At 72.6% G+C, this 22,098-nt stretch carries 22 protein-coding genes; 12 read left to right on the forward strand and 10 right to left on the reverse strand.

Translation table 11 applies throughout. The annotated features are described in order from the left end of the window. The first annotated feature begins 93 nt into the window (after positions 1 to 93). The gene (locus tag AB0C04_RS15160; protein ID WP_357053871.1) at positions 94 to 1,317 is read left to right on the forward strand and encodes a D-alanyl-D-alanine carboxypeptidase; all 1,224 of its coding nucleotides are present in this window, start codon (positions 94 to 96) and stop codon (positions 1,315 to 1,317) included. A gap of 32 nt (positions 1,318 to 1,349) precedes the next feature. Here AB0C04_RS15160 and AB0C04_RS15165 read toward each other — a convergent pair whose 3' ends face one another. Beyond that, entirely contained in the window at positions 1,350 to 1,925 is a 576-nt protein-coding gene (locus AB0C04_RS15165) for a hypothetical protein (RefSeq protein ID WP_357053874.1), read from the reverse strand. 201 nt (positions 1,926 to 2,126) lie between these two features. Here AB0C04_RS15165 and AB0C04_RS15170 point away from each other — a divergent pair, with 201 nt between their 5' ends. After that, positions 2,127 to 3,182: a zinc-dependent alcohol dehydrogenase family protein gene (locus AB0C04_RS15170; RefSeq protein ID WP_357053877.1), complete on the forward strand. Its 1,056-nt coding sequence runs from the start codon at positions 2,127 to 2,129 to the stop codon at positions 3,180 to 3,182. Here the strand turns inward: AB0C04_RS15170 and AB0C04_RS15175 are convergent. After that, complete coding sequence (locus AB0C04_RS15175; protein ID WP_357053880.1) at positions 3,179 to 4,231, reverse strand: LacI family DNA-binding transcriptional regulator; 1,053 nt, start codon at positions 4,229 to 4,231, stop codon at positions 3,179 to 3,181. The two genes, AB0C04_RS15170 and AB0C04_RS15175, sit on opposite strands and share 4 nt — an antisense overlap. A gap of 268 nt (positions 4,232 to 4,499) precedes the next feature. On the opposite strand from AB0C04_RS15175, the gene AB0C04_RS15180 reads away from it, so the two are divergent. The 4 genes from AB0C04_RS15180 to AB0C04_RS15195 all read left to right on the forward strand — a co-directional run bounded on the left by AB0C04_RS15180 (position 4,500) and on the right by AB0C04_RS15195 (position 11,101). Further along, the gene (locus tag AB0C04_RS15180; RefSeq protein WP_357053883.1) at positions 4,500 to 6,470 is read left to right on the forward strand and encodes a glycoside hydrolase family 32 protein; all 1,971 of its coding nucleotides are present in this window, start codon (positions 4,500 to 4,502) and stop codon (positions 6,468 to 6,470) included. Positions 6,471 to 6,643: 173 nt separating this feature from the next. Then, positions 6,644 to 8,398 carry an ATP-binding cassette domain-containing protein gene (locus tag AB0C04_RS15185; RefSeq protein ID WP_357053886.1) on the forward strand — a complete coding sequence of 585 codons (1,755 nt, stop codon included), beginning with the start codon at positions 6,644 to 6,646 and terminating at the stop codon, positions 8,396 to 8,398. Then, positions 8,388 to 9,866: an aminotransferase class V-fold PLP-dependent enzyme gene (locus AB0C04_RS15190; protein WP_357053889.1), complete on the forward strand. Its 1,479-nt coding sequence runs from the start codon at positions 8,388 to 8,390 to the stop codon at positions 9,864 to 9,866. The genes AB0C04_RS15185 and AB0C04_RS15190 overlap by 11 nt, the downstream gene beginning before the upstream one ends. 104 nt (positions 9,867 to 9,970) lie before the next feature. Further along, complete coding sequence (locus AB0C04_RS15195) at positions 9,971 to 11,101, forward strand: hypothetical protein (protein WP_357053892.1); 1,131 nt, start codon at positions 9,971 to 9,973, stop codon at positions 11,099 to 11,101. Positions 11,102 to 11,114: 13 nt separating this feature from the next. On the opposite strand, the gene AB0C04_RS15200 is transcribed toward AB0C04_RS15195, so the two are convergent. Together AB0C04_RS15200 and AB0C04_RS15205 are read right to left on the reverse strand one after the other, a co-directional pair. Further along, complete coding sequence (locus tag AB0C04_RS15200) at positions 11,115 to 12,098, reverse strand: hypothetical protein (RefSeq protein WP_357053895.1); 984 nt, start codon at positions 12,096 to 12,098, stop codon at positions 11,115 to 11,117. Further along, entirely contained in the window at positions 12,098 to 13,381 is a 1,284-nt protein-coding gene (locus tag AB0C04_RS15205; RefSeq protein ID WP_357053898.1) for an MFS transporter, read from the reverse strand. The genes AB0C04_RS15200 and AB0C04_RS15205 overlap by 1 nt, the downstream gene beginning before the upstream one ends. Before the next feature lie 252 nt (positions 13,382 to 13,633). Here AB0C04_RS15205 and AB0C04_RS15210 point away from each other — a divergent pair, with 252 nt between their 5' ends. Beyond that, on the forward strand, positions 13,634 to 14,983 hold the full coding sequence (locus AB0C04_RS15210) for a DNRLRE domain-containing protein (RefSeq protein ID WP_357053901.1): 1,350 nt from the start codon (positions 13,634 to 13,636) through the stop codon (positions 14,981 to 14,983). Positions 14,984 to 15,077: 94 nt separating this feature from the next. On the opposite strand, the gene AB0C04_RS15215 is transcribed toward AB0C04_RS15210, so the two are convergent. From AB0C04_RS15215 to AB0C04_RS15225, 3 genes are all read right to left on the reverse strand, one after another. Further along, the gene (locus AB0C04_RS15215) at positions 15,078 to 16,361 is read right to left on the reverse strand and encodes a multidrug effflux MFS transporter (protein ID WP_357053904.1); all 1,284 of its coding nucleotides are present in this window, start codon (positions 16,359 to 16,361) and stop codon (positions 15,078 to 15,080) included. Positions 16,362 to 16,502: 141 nt separating this feature from the next. Further along, entirely contained in the window at positions 16,503 to 16,838 is a 336-nt protein-coding gene (locus tag AB0C04_RS15220) for a glyoxalase superfamily protein (protein WP_357053907.1), read from the reverse strand. 25 nt (positions 16,839 to 16,863) lie between these two features. Then, the gene (locus tag AB0C04_RS15225) at positions 16,864 to 17,274 is read right to left on the reverse strand and encodes a hypothetical protein (RefSeq protein WP_357053910.1); all 411 of its coding nucleotides are present in this window, start codon (positions 17,272 to 17,274) and stop codon (positions 16,864 to 16,866) included. A 78-nt stretch (positions 17,275 to 17,352) separates the two neighbouring features. Between AB0C04_RS15225 and AB0C04_RS15230 the strand changes: the two genes are divergently transcribed. Continuing rightward, positions 17,353 to 17,736: a hypothetical protein gene (locus AB0C04_RS15230; RefSeq protein ID WP_357053913.1), complete on the forward strand. Its 384-nt coding sequence runs from the start codon at positions 17,353 to 17,355 to the stop codon at positions 17,734 to 17,736. Between the two features lie 60 nt (positions 17,737 to 17,796). Here the strand turns inward: AB0C04_RS15230 and AB0C04_RS15235 are convergent, their stop codons facing one another. Both AB0C04_RS15235 and AB0C04_RS15240 read right to left on the reverse strand, forming a co-directional pair. Continuing rightward, positions 17,797 to 18,261: an ArsI/CadI family heavy metal resistance metalloenzyme gene (locus AB0C04_RS15235; protein WP_357053915.1), complete on the reverse strand. Its 465-nt coding sequence runs from the start codon at positions 18,259 to 18,261 to the stop codon at positions 17,797 to 17,799. Between the two features lie 24 nt (positions 18,262 to 18,285). Beyond that, a complete protein-coding gene (locus AB0C04_RS15240; RefSeq protein WP_357053918.1) occupies positions 18,286 to 18,438 on the reverse strand; it encodes a hypothetical protein in 153 nt (50 codons plus the stop codon). A gap of 77 nt (positions 18,439 to 18,515) precedes the next feature. Here AB0C04_RS15240 and AB0C04_RS15245 point away from each other — a divergent pair, with 77 nt between their 5' ends. Genes AB0C04_RS15245 through AB0C04_RS15260 form a run of 4 tightly spaced genes read left to right on the forward strand, consistent with a single transcriptional unit; the run spans position 18,516 to position 20,558 of the window. Continuing rightward, positions 18,516 to 18,896 (forward strand): metalloregulator ArsR/SmtB family transcription factor, encoded by a 381-nt coding sequence (locus AB0C04_RS15245; protein ID WP_357053921.1) that lies wholly within the window; start codon positions 18,516 to 18,518, stop codon positions 18,894 to 18,896. Continuing rightward, positions 18,893 to 19,630 (forward strand): aquaporin, encoded by a 738-nt coding sequence (locus AB0C04_RS15250; protein ID WP_357053924.1) that lies wholly within the window; start codon positions 18,893 to 18,895, stop codon positions 19,628 to 19,630. Before AB0C04_RS15245 ends, AB0C04_RS15250 begins: the two co-directional genes overlap by 4 nt. A 38-nt stretch (positions 19,631 to 19,668) precedes the next feature. After that, positions 19,669 to 20,142: an N-acetyltransferase family protein gene (locus tag AB0C04_RS15255; protein WP_357055241.1), complete on the forward strand. Its 474-nt coding sequence runs from the start codon at positions 19,669 to 19,671 to the stop codon at positions 20,140 to 20,142. Positions 20,143 to 20,156: 14 nt separating this feature from the next. Then, on the forward strand, positions 20,157 to 20,558 hold the full coding sequence (locus tag AB0C04_RS15260; protein ID WP_357053927.1) for an arsenate reductase ArsC: 402 nt from the start codon (positions 20,157 to 20,159) through the stop codon (positions 20,556 to 20,558). A gap of 45 nt (positions 20,559 to 20,603) precedes the next feature. On the opposite strand, the gene AB0C04_RS15265 is transcribed toward AB0C04_RS15260, so the two are convergent. After that, positions 20,604 to 22,088 carry a PLP-dependent aminotransferase family protein gene (locus AB0C04_RS15265; RefSeq protein ID WP_357053930.1) on the reverse strand — a complete coding sequence of 495 codons (1,485 nt, stop codon included), beginning with the start codon at positions 22,086 to 22,088 and terminating at the stop codon, positions 20,604 to 20,606. Positions 22,089 to 22,098 lie beyond the last annotated feature (10 nt).

Raw genomic sequence — 22,098 nt, forward strand, 5'->3', positions numbered from 1 at the left:
CGACCGAGCTGAGTCGCGACTCTGATGCGTTACCGTGCCGCGCTTTCTGTAATCGGGCCGCACCGGCCGCGCCGACGATTACCGTTCGTTAACGTGACCACCTCAAGGGTTACCGCCGTAACGCTCAGCGTCATTCTGTCCTCAGCCGTGGTGGGCGTCGCGCCACCGACGCGGGCGACGGCCGCGCCGCAGCTGCGGTGCCCGGCCGTGAAAGCGCCCGAGCCGCCGCCGGCTCTTCCGTCGCCGCCACCGGTCGACCCCGCGGCGGCGGCGGTCGGCGGGCCGGCGCTGGCGACGGCGGGGCTGGCCATTCCGCCGGGTGCACCGATGGCGCCGGCGGTGACCGCCACCTCCTGGCTGGTCGCGGACCTCAACAGCGGCGAGGTGCTCGGTGGCTGCGGGCCGCACGAGCACCGGACGCCGGCCAGCGTGCAGAAGCTGCTGCTGGCGGCGGCGCTGATGCCCCGCCTCGACCCGACCCAGATGGTGGAGGTGTCCCGGGCGGATCTGCGCGACCTCGACCCGGCCAGCTCGCTGATGGGGGTGAGCGCCGGCGGCCGTTACTCGGTCGAGAGCCTGTGGCTGGGGCTCCTGCTCAAATCAGGCAACGACGCGGCCAACGTGCTCGCCCGCGTCGGCGGCGGAGCCGACGGGCGGCCGGGCGGCGTGCGGGCGATGAACGACGAGGCCCATCGGCTGCGGGCCAACCAGACCCATGCGGCCACACCCTCCGGGCTGGACGGACCCGGTCAGTACACCAGCGCATACGACCTCGCGCTGATCGCGCGGGCCACCTTCGCCCGCGAGGACTTCCGGCGGTACATCGCCACCACTGTGGCCCAGATACCGGCGCAGCCGGGCACGCCCGGGTTCGCGATCACCCACGACCTCACGCTGCTCGGCCGCTACCCGGGCACGCTCGGCGGGAAGACCGGCTTCACCGACCTCGCCCGGCAGACGTACGTCGGGGTGGCCGAACGCGACGGTCGACGCCTGGCAGTGACGCTGCTCGGCGCGGAGACCGCACCGCTGGGCAGCCTGGGTGAGGCGAGCGCCCTGCTCAACTGGGGTTTCGCACTGCGGCCCGGCGCGTCGGTCGGCCACCTGGTCGCGCCGGAGGAGAAGAAGTACGACCGTGCGGTGGTGCCGGTCAAGGGCGAGCGTTCGGAGCCGGCCGAGGACTCCGCCTCATTGGTGCTGCCCGTCGGGCTCGGCCTCGGCGCCGTCCTAATCCTCGTCGTCCTGGTCCTCCTGACCCCCTTCTGGCGTCGCGGTACCCGGCGCGGTCCCGGCCGGTCCCACGACGGGAAGCCCTGACGCGAGTCCAGGTCGGCGTCCGGGGGCGGTGGTCAGGGCCGACCGGCGCGGTCGAACGCGCGCGCCAGCGAGGCGGTGGAAGCCGGTGTCGGTTCGGCTGCGAATCCGAGGCCGTCGACGCCGAGCGGGCGGTCCTCGGGCTGGGTGACCTCGATGTCGGGCTCCGCCTCGGCGACCGCGGGCGTCGGCCACCGCCGCCACCTGCCGACGCTGGCGATACCGATCAGCAGCAGCGCGCCGAGCAGCAGCGCGCCGCCGGTACGCAGCGGCATCGTCGGGTCGACGCTGCGACCGGCGAGGGACAGGCTCTTCGGGAAGAGGCCCAGGACCGCGTCCGGGTCCACCAGCAGGGCCAGGTAGCTGGCCGTGTAGGCGAGCCCGGTGAGCACGGCGCCGAGCGGAGAGACCCGCAGCGTGGCGATCAGGCCCAGCAGCAGCCCCGCGGCGGCCAGGCACACCGCCGGCCAGACGAACGCCCCGGTGGCGAGCGCTCCGGTGCTCTCCTCGTTGGCGAAGGCCTGCAGGGTCCGGTCCTGCCCGTACGCGAGCAGCAACCACGCCAGCGGCGCGACGACAATGGCGGTGATCATGGTCCAGACGTGACGCATGCGGGACACCGTAGCCATGGCGGCGCCGGGCAGCACCGGGCGAATGCCTGCTGAACGGCGGAAATTCGCGAAACATGAGGAAACTACCCCGGCCGCGAAACGGATCGGCAGTGCCGAGCGCTGGATCATTCGGGCCGTGGTGCAGGCCGGGGTGGCCGACGGGGTAGGCCCAGCCAGGTGGCGTATGTGAGGATCGCGCGCATGCGAGCCGTGATCTTCGACGAGTTCGGTGTCCGACCTGAGGTCCGCGACGTTGCGGAGCCGGCGCCGCCGCCCGGGGGCGCGATCATCCGCGTCGAGGCGACCGGGTTGTGCCGCAGCGACTGGCACGGCTGGCAGGGACACGACCCGGACATCCGCCCGCCCCACGTCCCGGGCCACGAGTTCGCCGGCGTCGTCACGGCGGTCGGCGCCGACGTACACGGCTGGCGGCCCGGAGACCGGGTCACCGCACCCTTCGTCTGCGCGTGTGGCCGGTGCCCCGCCTGCCTCGCGGGCGACCAGCAGGTGTGCGAGCGGCAGACCCAGCCGGGCTTCACCGAATGGGGATCGTTCGCCGAGTACGTGGCGGTGCGGAACGCGGACGTCAACCTGGTCCGGCTCCCCGACGAACTGGACTACCCGGCGGCGGCGGCGCTCGGCTGCCGCTTCGCCACGGCGTTCCGGGCGGTGGTCGCCCAGGGGCGGGTGGCCGCCGGCGAGTGGGTCGCGGTGCACGGCTGCGGCGGGGTCGGGCTCTCCGCGGTGATGATCGCGGCGGCCTGCGGCGCGCGGGTGGTCGCGGTCGACGTCGCCCCCGGCGCGCTCGCGCTCGCGCGACGCTTCGGCGCCACGGTCTGCCTGGACGGCCGCGCCCTTCCCGCACCGGGCGCGGTCGCCGCGGCTGTCCGGGAGGCGACCGCCGGTGGCGCTCACCTCTCCCTCGACGCGTTGGGCAGTCACGCCACCTGCGCCGCCTCCATCGAGAGCCTGCGGCGGCGCGGCCGGCACGTGCAGGTCGGGCTGCTCCCCGCCGCCCAAGGCCGCCCGGCGCTGCCGATGGAGCTCGTCATCGCGTACGAGTTGGAGCTGCGGGGCAGTCACGGCATGGCCGCGCACGCCTACCCGGAGCTGCTCGGGCTGGTCGCCGCGGGCGTCCTGCGCCCAGCCGAGCTGGTCACCAGAACCATCGACCTCGCCGAGACGCCCGACGCGCTGGCCACGATGGACCAGCCCGGCCCCGGCGGCATGTGCCTCATCCGGCCCGGCGGCGCCTAGGGCGACGCGGGTGTGATCTCGCCGGATCCGCGCAGGATCGTCGTCGTCGGCAGCACCATCCGCCGGGGCGCGTCGCGGTCGCCGTCGAGCCGCTGGAAGAGCAGCTCCGCGGCCACCCGGCCCATCTGGAACGGGTCCTGGGCGATGACGCTCACCCGCGGCTTGAGCAGGTCTGCCATCGGGAAGTCGTCGAAGCCGACGAGCGCCACGGTGTCCTCGAGGCCGAGCTGTTGCAGCGCGGTGATGGCGCCGATGGTCACCAGGTTCTGACTGGCGAAGAGCGCCGTGGGTGGCTCGTCGGAGCGCAGCAGCCTGGTCGTCGCCGTCGCCGCCTCGTCGATGGTGTGCAGGTCGTGCACGTGGTGGGCCGGGTTCCACGGCAGGCCGCGCTCAAGGCAGGCGCGTTGGTATCCGGCGAACCGCTGCTGCGCGGTGGGGACGATCTGCAGGTCGCCGAGGTAGGCGATCCGGCGGTGGCCGGTGTCGGCGAGGTGGTGCACCGCCGCCCGGGCGCCGCCCTCGTTGTCGGAGAGGACGCAGTCCGCGGGCAGTCCCTGGGGCAGGCGGTCGACGAAGACGAGCGGTGTGCCGGCCTCCAGCTCGGCACGCAGATATCCCTGGTCCTCGCCGACCGGCGCGATGATCAGCCCGTCCACCCGTCGCTCGCTGAACGCGCGGACCAGGCTGCGCTCCCGCTCCTGGTCCTCGTCGACGCTTCCGGCGAGGATCAGTACCTGCCGGCTGTTGGCGGCGTCCTCGACCGCGCGCAGCAGGGCGCTGGAGAACGGGTTGGCGAGATCTTCGAGCACCATGCCGATGGCCGCCGTCCGGCCGCTGGCCCGCCGCAGCGCGCTGGCCGAGACGTTCGGCCGGTAGTCCAGCTGAAGGACCGCTCGGCGGACCGCGGCGACCTTGGCCGGCGTCACGCCGTTCTCGCCGTTGACCACGCGGGAGGCGGTCTTGATGCTGACGCCGGCCATGGCGGCGACGTCGTGCAGGGTCGGCCGCGGTCGGTAGGGCGTGGCGACCGGATCGCCGTTTCGGCTCATCTTCCCTCTGTTTCGGCAGCGTGCGGCCCGCCTCGGACTACGTCGTCGGCACGAGGTGACAGCGTACCCGGTGCCGGTCGACCGCTTTGACAACCTTGTCGTGCCGACGGTGCAGGTGAGGACGCGCGGGCTTAACAATGCTGAATGGAAGTATTGACACGCATTTAACGGCCGCCCAGACTCTCTCGACAAGGTTGTCAAGGCGCGACTCCGGCGTCGGGACCGACCTGCTCCGTTCTGACCACCACCGACCTGGGAGCTGGGACGTATGCGTGTGAGAGTTCGGTACGCGGCGATGACAATGACGGCGGTCCTGGCGGCCGCCGTGGGCCTCGCCGGCGTGATGGCCCCGGGGGCGTCCGCCGGAACACAACAGGACTACCCGGAGTTCCCCTACCCCGCCACCAACTACCAGGAGGACAACCGGGGGCAGTACCACTTCAGCGCCCGCGGCGGGTGGATCAACGACGTCAACGCGCCGCTCTACTACGACGGCGTCTACCACCTGTACTACCAGCACAACCCGCACGGCCTGCAGTGGGACACCATGCACTGGGGACACGCGACCAGCACGGACCTGGTGCACTGGAAGCAGAAGCCGATCGCGCTCGAGCCGGGCGTGCACCCCGGCGACCTCTTCTCCGGCGGCGGCGTCGTCGACGCGAAGAACGTCAGCGGCCTCAAGGCCGGCGACGAGGACCCGATCATCGTCTACTCCGGCACCAACGGCGTGACGGTCTTCTACTCCAACGACGGCGGGAACACCTTCAAGACGTACGACGGCGGTCGGCGGGTGGCGGTGCCGCAGGGCACCAGCCGTGACCCGAAGGTCTTCTGGGACGAAGCGTCCAGGCACTGGGGCATGGTCGTCTGGTCCGACCACGGCGGCAACGGCGTCGACTTCTACACCTCCGACAACCTGCTCGACTGGACCTTCGCGTCGCGCTACAAGGCCGACTGGCTCTTCGAGTGCCCGGACATGGTGGCGATGCCGCTCGACGGCAACCGGTCGAAGATGAAGTGGGTGCTCAGCGACGCCAGCGGCGAGTACGTGGTCGGCGCCTTCGACGGCACCACTTTCCGCACCGACTGGACGTCTCCGCAGCGGGTCAACCACGGTGGAACCCATGCCGGTGGCAGCTACTACGCCGGTCTGACCTTCGGCAACATGCCGGACAACCGGATCGTGTCGATGGCGTGGCAGGGTGAGAACGCCGGCCCCACCTGGACCGGCAACCTCACCTTCCCGGTGGAGATGCGCCTGACCACGGTGGACGGCGCGCCGCGGGTGCTCAGCACCCCGATCGCCGAGATCGACCGGCTGCGCACGTCCACCCGGACGTGGCAGGGCCGCACGCTCAACAGCGGCCAGGCCGGCGCGCTGCTCGACGGGATCGAGGCCGACACCTACGAGATCGAGGCCGAGTTCCGGGTCGCCGACCGCAAGCAGTCCCGCTTCGGCTTCCGGATCGGGACCGGCGAGAACGGCTGGTACGACCACGAGGTCGGCTACGACACCGCGGCGAAGACGCTCGGCGGTGTGCCGATGTCGCCGATCGGCGACCGGGTGAAGGTGCGGCTGCTGGTCGACCGCGGCCAGCTGGAGATCTTCGGCAACGACGGACGCGTCTACCAGAGCCTCAACGTCAACTTCGACAGCCTGCCCGGCAAGGACGACGTCGAGCTCTTCGTCGACGGCCAGGTCCGCCTGGAACGGCTGACCTACCACGACCTCGGGTCGATCTGGGGCGGGGAATCCATGCTCGTGGACGACCTGGGCGGGCAGTGGTACGCGGACTCGGGGGTCTGGTCCGACGCCTCGGGCGGCAAGAAGGGCAGCAGCGGCGGCGACGCCTTCTACCTGAACACCCGCTCCGGCCAGAACTTCAGCTACGAGGCCGACGTGCGGCTGGACTCCGGCATCGCCGCGGCGCTCACCTTCCGCGCCAACCGCGACGCCACCCGGCACTACACCGCGAACATCGACTCGGCGGCGAAGGTCGTCAAGCTCTGGCGGCCCGGTCGCGACATCGCCAGCGCCCCGCTCGACGTCAAACTGGGCCGTACCTACCACCTGAAGGTGGTCGCCGACGGGCCCCGACTGCGCGTCTACCTCGACGGCGCGACCACCCCGGTGATCGACGCGGTGGACGACACCATCTCCAGCGGCCAGTTCGGGCTGAACGTCTTCAACGGTGTCGGCGTCATCCAGAACGTCCGGGTCGGGCCGGTGAGTTGATCCTCGTCCCGCGGTAACCGTCCGCACCACGCCGGTCCGTCGCCCACCATGACGGGCCGGCGTGGTGTCAACATCCCGCCACAGTTGACCCACCGTCGTAACAGTCACGTCGTGCGATATTCGGCAGGCCCGGGTCGAGCACCCGACCCACCGACGGGATTGGCCGCACTCGCATGACGACCGAGAAGCTCGCGCCACCCACACACACCGGCGTACGTATCGCGGCGAACGGCCTGGGCCAGCGCGTCCGCGACGGCCGCCGGATCCTGGACGACATCTCGCTGACGATCGACCCCGGCGAGGTCGTCGCCATTCTCGGCGCCAGCGGCGCCGGGAAGACGACGCTGCTGGAGACCCTGGCCGGCGTCCGGCGTCCCGCCACCGGCGCGGTGCGGCACGACGGCGGCGGCCCGGCGGAGGCGATCGGGTTCGTACCGCAGGACGACATCATCCACCGCGAGCTGCCCCTGGAGCGGACCCTGCGCTACGCGGCCCGGCTGCGCCTACCACCGGGAACCACGCCGGCGGAGGTGACCCGGCGGGTCGCCGAGGTGCTCGGCGAGCTGGGGTTGAGCGACCGGGCCGGCGTGCCGGTCGGCCGGCTCAGCGGCGGGGAGCGCAAACGGGCCAGCATCGCGGTGGAGCTGCTGACCCGGCCGGGCGTCTTCTTCCTCGACGAACCCACGTCCGGGCTGGATCCGGCGATCGCCGTGGATCTGCTGCGGGTGCTGCGCACGCTCGCCGACGCGGGGGCGACCGTCGTGCTCACCACCCATCAGGTCACCGACGTGGAGCTGTGCGACCGGGTCGTCGTGCTCACCCGTGCGGGCCGGCTGGCCTTCGCCGGCCCGCCGGCCGCCGCCCGGGAGTTCTTCGGCGTACGGTCGCTCGCCGAGGTCTACCTGCGGCTCGACGAGGCCGGCGATCCGGCGACCTGGCCCGACCGGTTCGCCGCCCGGCGCGACACCGCTCCGGATCGGCCGGGCAACGAACCGGATCGGCCGGACACCGATCCGGATCGGCGGGGCAGCGACCCGCAGCGGCCGGCCGGTGCGGCGGCCCGGGGCGTCGCCGGGGCGGGGCGGTCGCGGCACCTCGGCCGGTCACGGCAGTGGGCGGTGCTCACCGCCCGCAACACCGAGATCGTCGCCCGCAACCGGCTCACCCTGGCGATCCTGCTCGGCTCGCCGCTGCTGGTGCTCGGCATGTTCGCCCTGCTCTTCCGCCCCGGCGCGTTCGACCCGGCGCGGCCCAGCCCCAACGTGACCGTGATGATCCTGTTCTGGATCGCGTTCGGCGGGTTCTTCTTCGGGCTGACGTACGGGCTGCTGCAGATCTGCACGGAGCTGCCGATCCTGCGCCGCGAGCGGCTGGCCGGGGTGCGGTTCGGGCCGTACCTGCTGGCGAAGGTCGCGGTGCTGCTTCCGCTGCTGGCCCTGGTGGATCTGGCCCTGCTCGGGGTGCTGCGCGGCATCGACCGGTTGCCGCCGGTCGGTGGCGCCGACTTCGCGGCGCTGTACGCGACGCTGCTGCTCTCCTCGGCCGCCGCGCTCGCCCTCGGGCTGCTCTGCTCCGCCGCCGTCTCCGACGCCGCCCAGGCGACCCTCATGCTGCCCATGCTCTGCTTCCCGCAGGTCCTCTTCGTCGGCGCGATCCTGCCGGTGCCGGCGATGGCTACCGGCGGCCAGTGGCTCAGCTACGCGATGTCCAACCGGTGGGCGTTCGAGGGACTCGGCCACACCGCCGGCGTACAGCGGCTCTGGCGCGACGGCGGATCCCCGCTCGGCCCGCCGCTGCTCGCCACGTACGGCGACAGCTTCTCCCGCCCGGTCTGGCTGAACTGGCTGATCCTCGGCGGGTTCGTGCTGCTCTTCCTCGGCGCGACCTGGGCGGTGCTGGTCCGGGCCGAGTCCCGCCGTGCGGTCTGACCCGAGCCGCGATCCGGCGCGTCCGGTCGCGGCCGGCGGCCCGAGCACGGCCCCCGGGTACGCCGGCACCGCGCGCATCGACGAGCTGCGCGCCACCGAGTACCGGCACCTCGACCGAAACGGTCACGTCTACCTCGACTACGCCGGCGCCGGGGTGGCCGCGCGGGCGCAGCTCACCGCCCACCACGAGCGGCTGCTCTCGGGCCTGTACGGCAACCCGCACTCGGAGAACCCCACCTCGGCGGCGGCCGGAGCGCTAGTCGAGTCGGCCCGCCGGGCGGCGCTCGACTTCTTCCGCGCCGACCCGGCCGAGTACGCGGTCATCTTCACCCCGAACGCCAGTGGCGCCTGCCGGCTGGTCGGCGAGGCGTACGCCTTCGACCGGACCAGCCCGCTGGTGCTGACCTGGGACAACCACAACTCGGTCAACGGCATCCGGGAGTACGCCCGGGCCGCCGGCGCACCGGTCCGCTACGTGCCGCTGAGCGGGCCGGAGCTGCGGGTCACCGAATCCGACCTGCTCGCCGCGCTGGCCGCGGGCCGGTCCCGACGGTGGCGACGGTCCACCGGTCCGGGGCTCTTCGCCTACCCCGCGCAGAGCAACTTCACCGGGGTGCAGCACCCGCTGGGCTGGGTGGAGCTTGCCCAGCGGTACGGCTACGACGTGCTGCTCGACGCCGCGGCGTTCGCCCCGACGAACCGGCTGGACCTCAGCGTCGTACGACCGCAGTTCGTCTGCCTCAGCTGGTACAAACTCTTCGGCTACCCCACCGGCGTCGGCGCGCTGCTGGCCCGACGCGACGCGCTGGCCCGACTCCGGCGCCCCTGGTTCGCCGGCGGCACGATCCGGGCGGTCAGCGTGCAGGGCGACTGGCACCGGCCGCTGGACGACGAGTCGGGGTTCGAGGACGGCACCCTCAACTTCCTCAGCATCCCCGACGTGGAGTTCGGGGTGCGCTGGCTCGACTCGATCGGCGTCGACCTCGTACACACCCGGGTCGGCCTGCTCACCGGCTGGCTGCTGGAGCGGCTGACCGCGCTGCGGCACCGCACCGGCCGACCGCTGGTCCAGGTCTACGGCCCGCCGACGGGCGAGGGCCGGGGCGGCACCGTGGCGTTCAACCTCCGCCACCCGGACGGCGCGCTCGTCGACGAGCGGCTCGTGGCGCGGGAGTCGTCGGCTGCCGGCTTCTCCCTGCGTACCGGCTGTTTCTGCAACCCGGGGGCGGGCGAGGGCGCGTTCGGGATCACCCCGGAGGCGCTGCGTCGTACGCTGCCGCGCCAGGTCGAGTCCATCGACCAGTACCTCGACGCGCTGCGGCTGCTGACCGGCGGCGCGGTACGCGTCTCCTTCGGGCTGGCCTCCAACGCGGCCGACGCGCAACGCTTCCTCGACTTCGCCGAGTCGACCTATCTGGACCGCGCCGCCCCGGCCGATACCCGGCTGGCTCCCCGCGACCGCTGCTGAGCGGCGAACTCGAACGCCGCCCGGGCCGGTTCCCCGCCGATTCGCCCGAAGAGGCCGTACCGGACACATTGCGCACGATCGTCGCCGGGTGCAAAGCTGGTCCGATGGGCTGGTGGAATCCGTTCCGACGCCGATCGCGTCACCCGCTGCGCCGGCCGTCGCGGGGCGAGCTGCCGGCGCCCTGGCCGCCCGGCCTGCTGGGCCTGATCGGGGACCAGTCATCGGCCGGATCGGAGCGCCAGGCCGAGCTGCTGGCCCTGCTGCGGCGACTGGCGTCGGCGACGTCCACGCACACACCCGAACCGGTTCAGGCCCTCGGCGAGATAGTTCGGCGGCACGCGCCGCTGACCGACGACGCGACACCCGCGGCCTGGGCAGTCTGGCGCGCTGTGCCGGAGCTGGAACTGATGGCGAACGCCCGTCAACGCTGCCGACACGCCGAAAGCCTGCTCCGCACGCTGCGCGACAGGGTGCTGGACGGCCCCACGGACCCGACGTTGGAGATCGGTGACCCGGACACCACCATCGCCGACGCGCTCCGGCTCGAGGCGGAGCGCATCGGCCACGCACCGGTGACCGGCGAGGGCGAACACCAGGTCGGCTACCGGGCCGCGTACGCCGGGTTCGTCAAGCAGATGGCGCAGCGGGCGAGAGATCTCGAGGGAACGCCGGAGCGCAACCCCCGCCGAGGCGTCATGGCCGCGGTTGCTCCGTCCTCAGAGCCGGCCGACCGGCCCACCCCGGTACTGGCCGCGCTACGCGACAGCGTGGCAGCGCTCCCCCGCCAGCGGGACGCTCGGCACGAGCAGTGGACGGCGCGGGTGACCGGCGCCCTCGAGCCGTTCCACGCCACCGGTCCGGGCCTGGACCGCACGGCCCTCGGGCGAGCGATCGTGACCGACCTGGCCGAGCTCGACCGTCTCGACGAGACTTTGGACCGTCTCGAACGGATGGAGGAGCAACTGGCCGAGGCGCAGCGCCGGGTGGCGACTCAGCGGGCGCACCTGACCAAGGAGGTGATCCGCTGGCGCAACACGCTCGCCCGAGAGCTGCGCCAGCAGGCGGATCACCACGTGGCCGCCACCGGCATCTCCCTCGACGCCGACTTCACGGCCGGCTTCACCCTGGCCAGTGACCAGATCGCCGGGCACCTGCGCGAGCGGGCCGACCGGCTCGCCGTGCCGGACCTACCCGAACCCGCCTTCCCGCTGACCCGAGCCAGAGACGACACCTGACCGCGGACCACCGTCAGATCAGTGGCGACGGGGACTCGGCACCGGGCACCAGCAGCCTCGGCGCGCCTGTCGCGTCCGCCGGGACCGCCCACACGTCCGGCCGGCCGTCGCTCTGGCGCAGCGTGTACGCCAGCGTCGCGTCGTCGAGCCACGCCGGCTGGTCGTCGACGCTGGCGGTCTCGGCGGTCGCGGTCACCCGCATCGTGGCCAGGTCGAGCACCGACAGGCGCCAGCCCTTCGCCGGGTCGGCGTCGATCGCCTCCTTGAACGCGATCCGCCGGCCGTCCGGTGACAGCGACGGACACTCGACGTTCTCCTTCACCGTCTCGACCGTCCGGGCGGCGAAGTCACCCCGCACCAGGTAGCGCTTCCCACCGGTCGACATGGTCGCGTAGAAGAGGTTGTCGTCGGCGGCGAAGGTGACGCCCCAGTAGTTGACGTCGGCGCTGCGGTAGGGCCTGCCGTCGCGGGTGACGGCGAAGTGTTCCAGCGACATCACCGGGACGCCGGTGCGGGTGTCGAGGATGCCGGTGCGGGTGGAGAAGCCGCTGGAGGTGTAGGAGTCGCCACCGACGAACGTGGTCCAGGAGACCATCCGGCCGGAGGCCGACACGCGGGCCCGGTTGGGGAGACCGGGAATGGCGAAGGTGCGCGTGGCGCCGAGCGCGGCGTCGAGCACCACGAGCTGGTACGACCAGGCGGTCTCCGGCCCCAGGCAGACGCCGGTGCCGCCCGCGGCGTACACCCGCAGGCACTCCCGGGTCGAGACGGTGCGCGGCCCGGACGGGTCGGCCAGGGAGACCGAGGAGACGCGCCGGTCGGTGACGGTGAGCAGGCGCGGGCCCGGTTCCAGGGTGACCGCGGCGGCCCCGGCCACGGTGGTCGGCGGCGGGGCCGGTTCGGCGGCGACGGCGGCGTAGCCGGCCGCCACGGCCCCCAGCAGCACGGCCGAGGCGGTCGCCACGACGAGCTTGGCTCGGGTCGACAGCGCGGTCATCAGGACACCTTCCGGGTGACGAGGCGGAAACCAGGGGCCAGCAGGAACACCGTGACGAGCAGGATGGCCGCGACGGTCGCGGCCGCGACCTGGATAGCGGTCTGCGGCCCCCACGCCTGCCAGGCCAGCCCGAACAGGACCGAGGAGCCGAGGTACGCCACCGCCTGCCCGGTCTGGACCAGGGCGATGCCCGTGGTTCGCAGCCGGGCCGGGAGCACCGGCCCGGCGAGGGCGATGAGCACGCCGTCGGTGGCGGCGTAGAAGAGGCCGTAGAGTCCGAGCGCCAGCGCGAGCAGTGGCCAGCCGCCGACCGGGCCGGCGAGCAGCAGGTACGTGGCGCCGAGGGCGGCGTATCCGCCCACCACCACCGGCAGCCGTCCGACCCGGTCGGCGAGCATGCCGATCGGGGCCGCCAGCACGAGGTACGCGAGGCTGGTCCCGACCGCCAGCAGCGGGAACCATCTGAGATCCAGGTCCTCCCGGCGTTGCAGCAGCAGGTAGACGAAGCCGTCGCCGATGGTGGCCAGCCCGAGCAGGCCGGCGGCGAGCACGATCCGGCGGGTCGACCGCTCGCGCAGCAGGCCGAGAGCCTCGCGGACGCTCACCCGCACCTGGTCGCTGTCGTCGGCCGCCGTGCCCGGTGGACGCTCGCGGACGAAGAGCACGAGCACGACGACGGCCAGGGCGGCGATGCAGAAGCTGGCGACGAAGACCGCGTCGTAGGACTGGCCGACGGCCAGCAGGACCGCGAGCGCCACCAGCGGCCCGAGGAACGCGCCGACGCTGTCCATCATCCGGTGCACCCCGAACGCCCGGCCCAGCGACTCCGGCGGCGTCGACAGGGTGATGAGGGCGTCTCGCGGCGCGCTGCGTACGCCCTTGCCGAGCCGGTCGATCGCGATGACGGCACCGATCGCCGGCACCGACCGGCCGGCGAGCAGCAGGCCGAGCTTGGCGACCGCGGAGAGCGCGTAGCCGACGCCGGCGACCAGTTTGCGGCGCCGGAAGCGGTCGGCGACGAAGCCGCCGACGACCCGCAGCAGTGCCGTCGCACCGGTGTAGACGCCGTCGATGACCCCGAAGGCCAGCGGGCTGAGCTGCAGGCCCAGCACCAGGTAGAGCGGCAGGACCGCGGTGACCATCTCGGCGGAGACGTCGGTGATCAGGCTGACCGTGCCCAGGGCGATGACGTTGCCGCTGACCAGGGCGATCCGCCGTCCGGGCCGGGCCGGGCCGGGATCGGGCGGATCCGTCGCCGGACGGGAGACGGTCGACAGGTACACAAGCGTGCCCTTCGGTTCGCGGTTGACGGTCAGCCATCGTGCGTCCTGGCCGAATCGGCCACAACGGACCGCGCGTGCCGCTTGGGCGTGCGCCAGTTGAACATCTCGGCAACTCCGAGCTGTTCTCCTATTTGGACTCGGCGTTCACCCGACCGTCGCCGTCCGGCCCATCGACCTCCCTACATTCCATCCGCTCTCTACACACCCCCAGAGAAGGGCTCTTGGATGGGTATTCGATTCCCCCGTCCGCCGGTGACGTTGGGGACGGTCGCGGTGCTGCTCGCCGCCACCGCCGCCGTCGTCGTGACCGGCGCGACCTCGGCCTCGGCGGCCACCGTCACCGTCAAGCCGGTCGCCGACACCTACGTCCAGGCTGATGCCGCGTCCACCAACTACGGCACGTCGAGCCAGATCACGGTCGACAACTCGCCGGTGCGGCGGATGTTCCTGCGGTTCACCGTGAGCGGGGTCAGCGGCACGGTCACCAGCGCCAAGCTGCGGCTGCGCACGATCAGCGGCAACGACGGCAGCAACAACGGCGGCACGTTCCGCGCGATGTCGAACACGACCTGGTCGGAGACCGGCACGACCTGGAACAACCAGCCGACGATCGACGGCGCGACGCTGGGCTCGATCGGCTCGGTCACCGCCGACGGCTGGTACGAGGTCAACGTGACGTCGCAGGTCAAGGGCAACGGCACGGTCAGTTTCGGTGCGAGCTCGTCCAGCACCGACGGCGCCTACTACGACTCGCGGGAGAGCGGTGCCGACGCGCCGCAGCTGGTCCTCACGACCGGTACCACGACGCCCCCGTCGGGCGACCCGGTCCTCGTCGGCGCCGGTGACATCTCCGACTCCGGCTCCGGTGACACCGCCACCGCCGCGCTGCTGGACAACATCTCCGGCACGGTCTTCACCACCGGCGACAACGTCTACAGCAACGGCACCGCGTCCGAGTTCAACAGCTACTACGCCCCCACCTGGGGTCGGCACAAGGCGCGTACCCGCCCGTCGCCGGGCAACCACGACTACAACACGTCGGGGGCGACCGGCTACTACAACTACTTCGGGACGCAGGCCGGCCCGAGTGGGCGCGGCTACTACTCCTTCGACCTCGGCAACTGGCACGTGGTGTCGCTGAACTCGAACGTCAGCATGTCCGCCGGCTCGGCGCAGGAGCAGTGGCTGCGGTCCGACCTGGCGGCCAGCACGAAGCCGTGCACGCTGGCCTACTGGCACCACCCGCTCTTCACGTCCAGCTCCAACCACGCGCCGTCGACCTCGACGCGCCCGCTCTACCAGGCGCTCTACGACTACAACGCCGATGTCGCCGTGTGGGGTCACAACCACGTCTACGAGCGGTTCGGCCCGATGAACCCGAACGGTGGCGCCGACGCCGCGCGCGGTCTGCGCAGCTTCGTCGCCGGGATGGGCGGTGCCGGGCACTACAGCTTCGGCACCATCCAGCCCAACAGCGAGGCCCGCAACAGCTCGGCGTACGGGGTACTGAAGTTCACCCTGCACGCCAACAGCTACGACTGGCAGTTCGTGCCGGTGGCGGGGCAGAGCTACAGCGACAGCGGTACCGGCAACTGCCACTGACCGCCGCGCGACGCTCGCCTGATCCGGTGCTGCCAGCCGGGTCGTGAGGTCTCCGGTGCCGGTTGTCGCCAACCGGCACCGGAGGCTCTCGTCGTCAGTGCACCGCCACGGCGACCGCGCCCGGCTCGATGTCGCCGAGCTGGCCGGGCCGGACCACCAGGACCAGGACGATCATCGACGCCACCATGCCGCCGGCCACCACCACGGCCATCGCCACACTTCCGGTGCCGAGCACGCCCACCAGTGGCGCGGCCAGCGCGCCGACGGCGAACTGCACCGCGCCGAGGAGCGCCGCGGCGGTGCCCGCCGCCTCGCCGTGCCGGGACAACGCCAGCGCGGGAGCGTTCGGCAGGGCGAGCCCCACCGCGGCGAGCACGGTCCAGAGCGACACGAGTACGGTCGCCAGGCCACCCGTTCCGGTGGCGGCGAACAGGAGCAGGGCGAGCCCGGCGACGGTGCCCGCGCCGAGCGCGCTGACCAGGATCCGCTGCGGCGAGTACCGCCGCAGCAGCCGTACGTTGAGCTGGGTGGCCGTGATCAGACCGACGGCGCCGGCGCCGAAGACGATGCCGAACTCCTGCTCGTCGAGTCCGTAGTGCTCCTGGAAGACGAACGACGACCCGGACACGTACGCGAAGAGCGCGGCCATCGCCAGGCCGGCGACCAGCACGAGCCCGACGAAGACGCGGTCGCGTAGCAGCCCGCCGTAGACGCGCAGGGTGGCGCCGACGCCGCCGCGCTGACGCCGGGCCGCCGGCAGGGTCTCGGGAAGCCCGACGGCCGCGACGACGAGCAGCACCAGGCCGAGCACGGCTAGGGCCACGAAGACGCCTCGCCACTGCGACCAGCGCAGCAGCTGGCTGCCGAGGGTGGGCGCGAGGATCGGCGCCACACCCATCACCAGCATCAGGCGGGAGAAGAGCTTGGCGAAGGCGGCGCCGCTGAACAGGTCGCGTACGACCGCCATCGCCACCACCGACGCGGCGGCGGCGCCCAGGCCCTGCAACACCCGCAGCGTCCCGATCAGCCCGATGTTCGGCGCGACGACGCAGAGCACCGACGCCAGGATGTGCAGCGCGGTGCCGACGAGCAGCGGCCGGCGCCGCCCCACCGCGTCGGAGAGTGGGCCGATGAGCAGTTGCCCGAAGGCGAGCCCCGCCAGCGTCCCGGTGAGCGTCAGCTGCACGGCCGCCGACGTGGTGTGCAGGTCGGCGGCGATGGTCGGCAGCGCCGGGAGGTACATGTCGATGGTCAGCGGCCCGATCGCGATCAGGGAGCCGAGCACGAGGACGAGTCGCAGCCGCTGGCGGGAGGTCATGAGGTCGCCGGGCATCCGCGGCGACGAGTCCGCCTCGGTCGTTTCGGCAATGGCGGTCATCGGGCCGCCTCCGGTCGGTCGGGGTGGGCCCCGGTAAGGGGCGGTGCTGCGATCACACCTGGCTGCAAATCCTCACCGGCCGATCTCATTCCCGCCCGGGCCGGAGGTAAGCCAGCTCACACCCGCCCGACCGGGCTTTGTTCACCCCTGGACGGTTCCGACCCGGATCCGGTTGCCGTCGGGGTCGGTCAGCTCGAACTCGCGTCCCCAGTCCTGCTGCTGTACGTCGGTGACGCCGCATGCCGCCGCGGCCGCGTCGACGTCGTCGACGTAGAGGTACAGCAGGGTCCCCGGCCGGGCGTCCCCGGAATGCTCCGACAGGTGGACCTCGATGTCACCCCGGGCGATGCTCAGATAGAGCGGCAACTCGGGCGCGAAGCGGTGCTCCCACTGCGTGCCGAAGCCCAGCCGGGCGTACCAGGCCGCGGCGGCGCTCGCGTCGGTGACCCGCAACACAGGAGCAAGGCGTTCTCTCATCCGGGCATTGTCCACCGGCCAGCCCTCACCGGCCGGCGTGTTGCGACCCCTCATGGGTCACCGACCGCCAAGCGGCGAAGGCCCACGCCGTGTCCGCGGTGTCGGCGCTGACGAACACGGTCTCCAGGCCCTCGCCATCGGTGAAGTTGTAGCCGTAGAGGGTGTAGTGCGCGTCGCCGGTGTCGCGGTAGAGCCACGCGGCCCGGGCGCCGACACCGCCGCTGCCGCCCTCCCCCACCTTGCCCACCGGATCGGCAGGCAGTTCGAGGTCGATCGAGGCGATGATGTCGGCGGCGCTCGCGCAGCGCCAGACGACGCCGCCGACCCGCATGCTCCGGCCGGGCGTCCGCCACGTGGTCAGCCCGGCCACCGGACGCTCCCGCTGCCACGCGCCGGTCAGGTCGATGGACCAGGCGTCGTCGAGCTTCCTGCGCACGTGCTCAGTCTAGGAACGACGCATACCGCTCGCGCACGGGTGAGGCAGGGCGTTGCGACGCGTCGATACCCTGACCCAATGGGCCCCCGGCACCTGCGTCGACAGTTTGCTTCGGCCGTCCTCCTGGTGCTGGCCGGGTTGGTGGTGTTGGTGGTCCCGGCCAGCCTTGAAGGACCGGTCAAAGTGCCTATCAGTGCGGGGCACGGCCTGTCTGTCCTGGACTTCGTCGGCGCCGTCGCGCTGACATTTGGCGGCACGTGGCTGGAAGTTCTCGTGGTGTGGCGCCTGCCGACCCTGCGTCTGCCACCCCGCGCGCTGTTCGGCCTCGGTGCGCTGGCCGGGCTCGGAACAGGTCTGGTGCTGGCCTCGGCCTTCTCCGGCTTCTTCTGGTGGTGGGCAGTCGGCGCCGCGGCGGTCGGTGTGGCCGCGGTTGTGCTCATTCCGCTCGCCGCCCTTCGTTGACGGCAGGACCGGTCGGGCGCGCTGGCCGCCGTCGGTCACGGCCAGCGCGCAGACCTCGCGTCAGCAGCAGCTCGACGTGGCTCCACTGGTCACCGGCATCTTCTCGCCGTCCGGGGTGCCGCAGACGCACTCCCCTTCCACGGCCTTGTTCAGCTGCCCGGAGTCGGCCTTGACGGTGTAGACCTCCCAGGGCTCGTTGCCGGGGCCGCGTACCCAGACCTTGTCCTGCAGGGCGTAGCAGCACTCGGTGTCGTTCTCCTCCAGAGTGATCAGGCCGGCGTCGGTGAGCCGCCTGGTGGCGGCGTTGACCTCGTCGGTGTCGGACACCTCGACGCCCAGGTGGTCCATGACCGTGGGCTGGCCGAGCTCGCCTTCGAGCAGGACGAGCTTCAGCGGCGGGTTCTGGATGGCGAAGTTGGCGTAGCCGGGGCGACGCTTGGCCGGCTCGACGCCGAAGAGCTTGGCGTAGAAGGCGACGGAACCTTCGAGGTCGGACACGCGCAGGGCGAGCTGGACACGGGACATCGGAACTCCTCTTGTCGGGTTCGTTCAGCGGACGTGGAGGTGGCTCAGCACGGCGGTGCGGCTGCGCTCGTAGCGGGCGTCGGCGCGGCAGGCCGAGGTGCAGACCTGCCCGCACGACTCGCACAGCGTCACGCCCTGGGCGCCGGCGACGGGACGGCGGCGAAACAGCTTGATCATGGCTTCGTCCTTGCCTAGATGATTATCGAAGCAAGCTCACTGTTGCAGCCTGTTTCGAGATCTGTCAAGGTAGAGAAATGTCAAAGCAAGACCTTCCGGTGGTGGACCTACGAGCGGTCGCCTGCTGCGCCCCGATCGCGGTCCGCCCGATGGACGCCGAGCAGGCAGTGCTGGTCGCGCCGATGTTCAAGGCCCTCGGCGACCCAGTCCGGCTGCGGTTGATGTCGATGATCGCCTCGGTCCCGGAGATCTGCGTCTGCGACCTGACGCCCGCGTTCGACCTTTCCGGGCCGACCATCTCCCACCACCTGAAGGTGCTGCGCGAGGCCGGCCTGGTCGACTCCGACCGCCGGGGCACCTGGGTCTGGTACAAGGTCAGACCGGAGGCGTTCCGACAGCTCGGCGCGCTGCTCGAGCTCTCCGCCGCGGACGCGCCGGCCGACGCGGCAGCCCGGTGAGCCGCACCCTGGCCCGGCGCGCGTCCGCCGAGTTCGCCGGCACGGCCATGCTGGTCGCCGCGGTCGTCGGCTCCGGGATCGCCGCCGCCAGGCTCTCCCCGAACGACATCGGGCTCCAGCTGCTGGAGAACGCTATCGCCACCGCGCTGGCCCTGGGCGCGCTGATCCTGACGTTCGGGCCCGTCTCCGGCGCGCACTTCAACCCGGTGGTCTCCGCGGTGGACTGGTGGCTCGGCCGGCGTGCCGCGACCGGCCTGACCGGCCGCGAGCTTGCCGGCTACGTGCCGGCCCAGATCGGCGGCGCGGTCACCGGCGCGGTCCTGGCCGACCTCATGTTCGGGCTACCGGCCGTCACCTGGTCGCGGACCGACCGCACCGGGAGCAACCTGTGGCTGGCCGAGGTGGTGGCCACCGCCGGCCTGATCGTCCTCATCTTCGCGCTCGCCCGCAGCGGCCGGGGCGCCGCCGCGCCGGCGGCGGTCGGCGCCTACATCGGCGCTGCCTACTGGTTCACCTCGTCGACCTCGTTCGCCAACCCCGCCGTGACCATCGGCCGAGCGTTCACCGACACGTTCGCCGGCATCGCCCCGACGTCCGTGCCCGGCTTCGTCGCCGCCCAGCTCGTCGGCGCCCTGGTCGCGGTCGCCGCGCTCGCCGCCTGGTACCCCCAGGCCGAGCAGACCGCCGGCGCCGTCGTCGTGCCCCAGCTGCCAGAGGAGGCGAGGCGGCGATGAACCCGGAGACCGACCCGGCCGCCGTCACGGTCGTGCCCATGGGCGACCAGCACGCCGACGCGGTCCTGGACATCTACCGGCTCGGCATCGCCACCGGCCACGCCACCTTCGAGACCGAGCCGCCCACCTGGGCAAGCTTCACCGCCGGCCGGTTGGCCGGTCATCGGTGGGTGGCCGTCGACCGGCTCGGCCGCCCGCTCGGTTGGATCGCCTGCTCGGCGGTGTCCGACCGGTGTGTCTACGCCGGGGTCGTCGAGCACTCGGTCTACGTCCACCCCGAGGCGAGCGGCCGGGGAGTCGGACGAGCCCTGCTGCACGCTCTGATCGACTCCACCGAGCGGGCGGGCATCTGGACGATCCAGTCCGGCGTCTTCCCAGAGAACGCCGCCAGCCTCGCCCTGCACGCCGCCTGCGGCTTCCGCGTCGTCGGCACCCGGCAACGCCTCGGACGCCATGGTGGCGTCTGGCGCGACGTCATCCTCCTCGAACGCCGCAGTCCCACCATCGTCTGACAGGAAAGACCACGATGCGCGACAAGCCCTCCGTCCTCTTCGTCTGCGTCCACAATGCCGGCCGTTCCCAGATGGCCGCCGGCTGGCTACGCCACCTCGCCGGCGACAGCGTCGAGGTCCGCTCCGCCGGCTCCGAGCCCGCGGACCAGATCAACCCGGTCGCCGTGCAGGCGATGCGGGAGGCCGGCATCGACATCACCGAGCAGACGCCGGCCCGGCTCAGCTGGGACGCCGCCGAGGCCAGCGACGTCATCGTCACCATGGGCTGCGGGGACGCCTGCCCCGTCTTTCCCGGCAAGCGCTACGAGGACTGGCAGCTCACCGACCCCGCCGGCCAGTCCATCGACGTCGTACGTGAGGTCCGCGACGAGATCCGGTCCCGGGTGCTGGCGCTGCTCGACGAGCTTCGCCGCTGAGCACCGGGGCGTCGGCAGGGAACGACGGCGGCCCGACGGGGTCGGTCAGGACGACAGCCGGCGCAGGGCGGCGGCGATCGTGGCGATGCCGTCCTCGATGTCGGTCGGGGTGTTCGCCGCGTACCCGAGGACCAGGCCCGGCCGGTAGGGCCGCTGACAGTGCCAGGAGAGCGGCTGCACCTTCACCCCGCCGGCCAACGCCGCCGCCGCCAGCTCGGTGTCCCGGACGTCGCCGTCGAAGGTGACCATGAGGTGCAGCCCGGCCGCCGCGCCGTGCACGGTCGCGGCGGGCAGCCGACGCCGCAGCGCGGCGACCATCGCGTCGCGGCGGCGGACGTGCCGGCGGCGGAGCAGCCGCAGCTGCCGCTCCAGCGCACCGGAGGTCATCAGTTCGGCGAGCACCAGCTGCGGCAGCACCGAGTTGCCGAGGTCGGCGTTACGTTTGGCGGCGACCACCGCGTCCCGGTGCCGTGCCGGAACCAGTAGCCAACCCACCCGCAGCGCGGGGGCGAGCAGTTTGGAGACGCTGCCGGCGTAGCAGACCTGGTCGGGCAGGAGGGCACGCAGCGCGGGCACGGGCGGCCGGTCGTAGCGGTGTTCGGCGTCGTAGTCGTCCTCGATGATCAGCCCGCCGGCTCGTGCCCAGGCGACGAGCCGGCGGCGGCGCTCGCCGTCGAGCACCACGCCGGTCGGGAACTGGTGGGCCGGAGTGAGCATCACCGCGCCCGCCCCGCTGGCCGCCAGCTCGTCGACCCGCAGGCCGGCGGCGTCCACGGCGACCGGCGGGGTGGCCAGACCCCAGTTGTTCAGGTGCTGCCGGACGCCGAGCGAACCCGGCTCCTCCACCGCCACCCGATCGATCCCGTGCGGGCGCAGCACCTGGGCGAGCAGGCCGAGCGCCTGGGAGACACCGGCGGTGACGAGCACGTCGGCGGGGTCGACCGCGATGCCCCGGTTGCGGGCCAGCCAGCCGGCGACGGCCCGCCGTAGCGTGGGCGCCCCGCGCGGGTCGCCGTAGCCGAAGTCGGCCGCGGCGAGGTGGCGCAGCACGGTCCGTTCGGCGCGCAGCCAGTCCGCGCGGGGAAAGGCGGCCAGATCCGGTACGCCCGGGGTCAGATCGATCCGCGCGGGCGCGGTGCGTACCGCGTCGAAGATGTCGCTGCTCGGCGCGGACGGGAACAGCGTGGCCGGCGCGGGCGCGGCGGCCGGGCCGGGCGGCGGCGCGGGCGCCGGCGGGGCGGCGACGACGACGGTGCCGGCGCGCCCGCGGCCGGCCACCCGACCCTCCTCCACCAGCCGCTGGTACGCCTCGGTGACCACGCCCCGGGAGACGCCGAGGTCGCCGGCGAGCACCCGGGACGAGGGCAGTCGCTCCCCCACCGGGATCCGACCGTCGGCGATGGCCGCGCGCAGGCGGGCGGCGAGCCAGTCGGCGCGCCCACCGGGCGGCGCGTCGGCGACGTCCAGGTGCAGGAAGTCCGACCCGGCAGTTATGGACCTCTCGGGAAGCGGCGGTTTGGCCCTGCTCATCAGACCATCC

Source organism: Micromonospora sp. NPDC048909 (assembly GCF_040649635.1).
Classification (GTDB): domain Bacteria; phylum Actinomycetota; class Actinomycetes; order Mycobacteriales; family Micromonosporaceae; genus Micromonospora.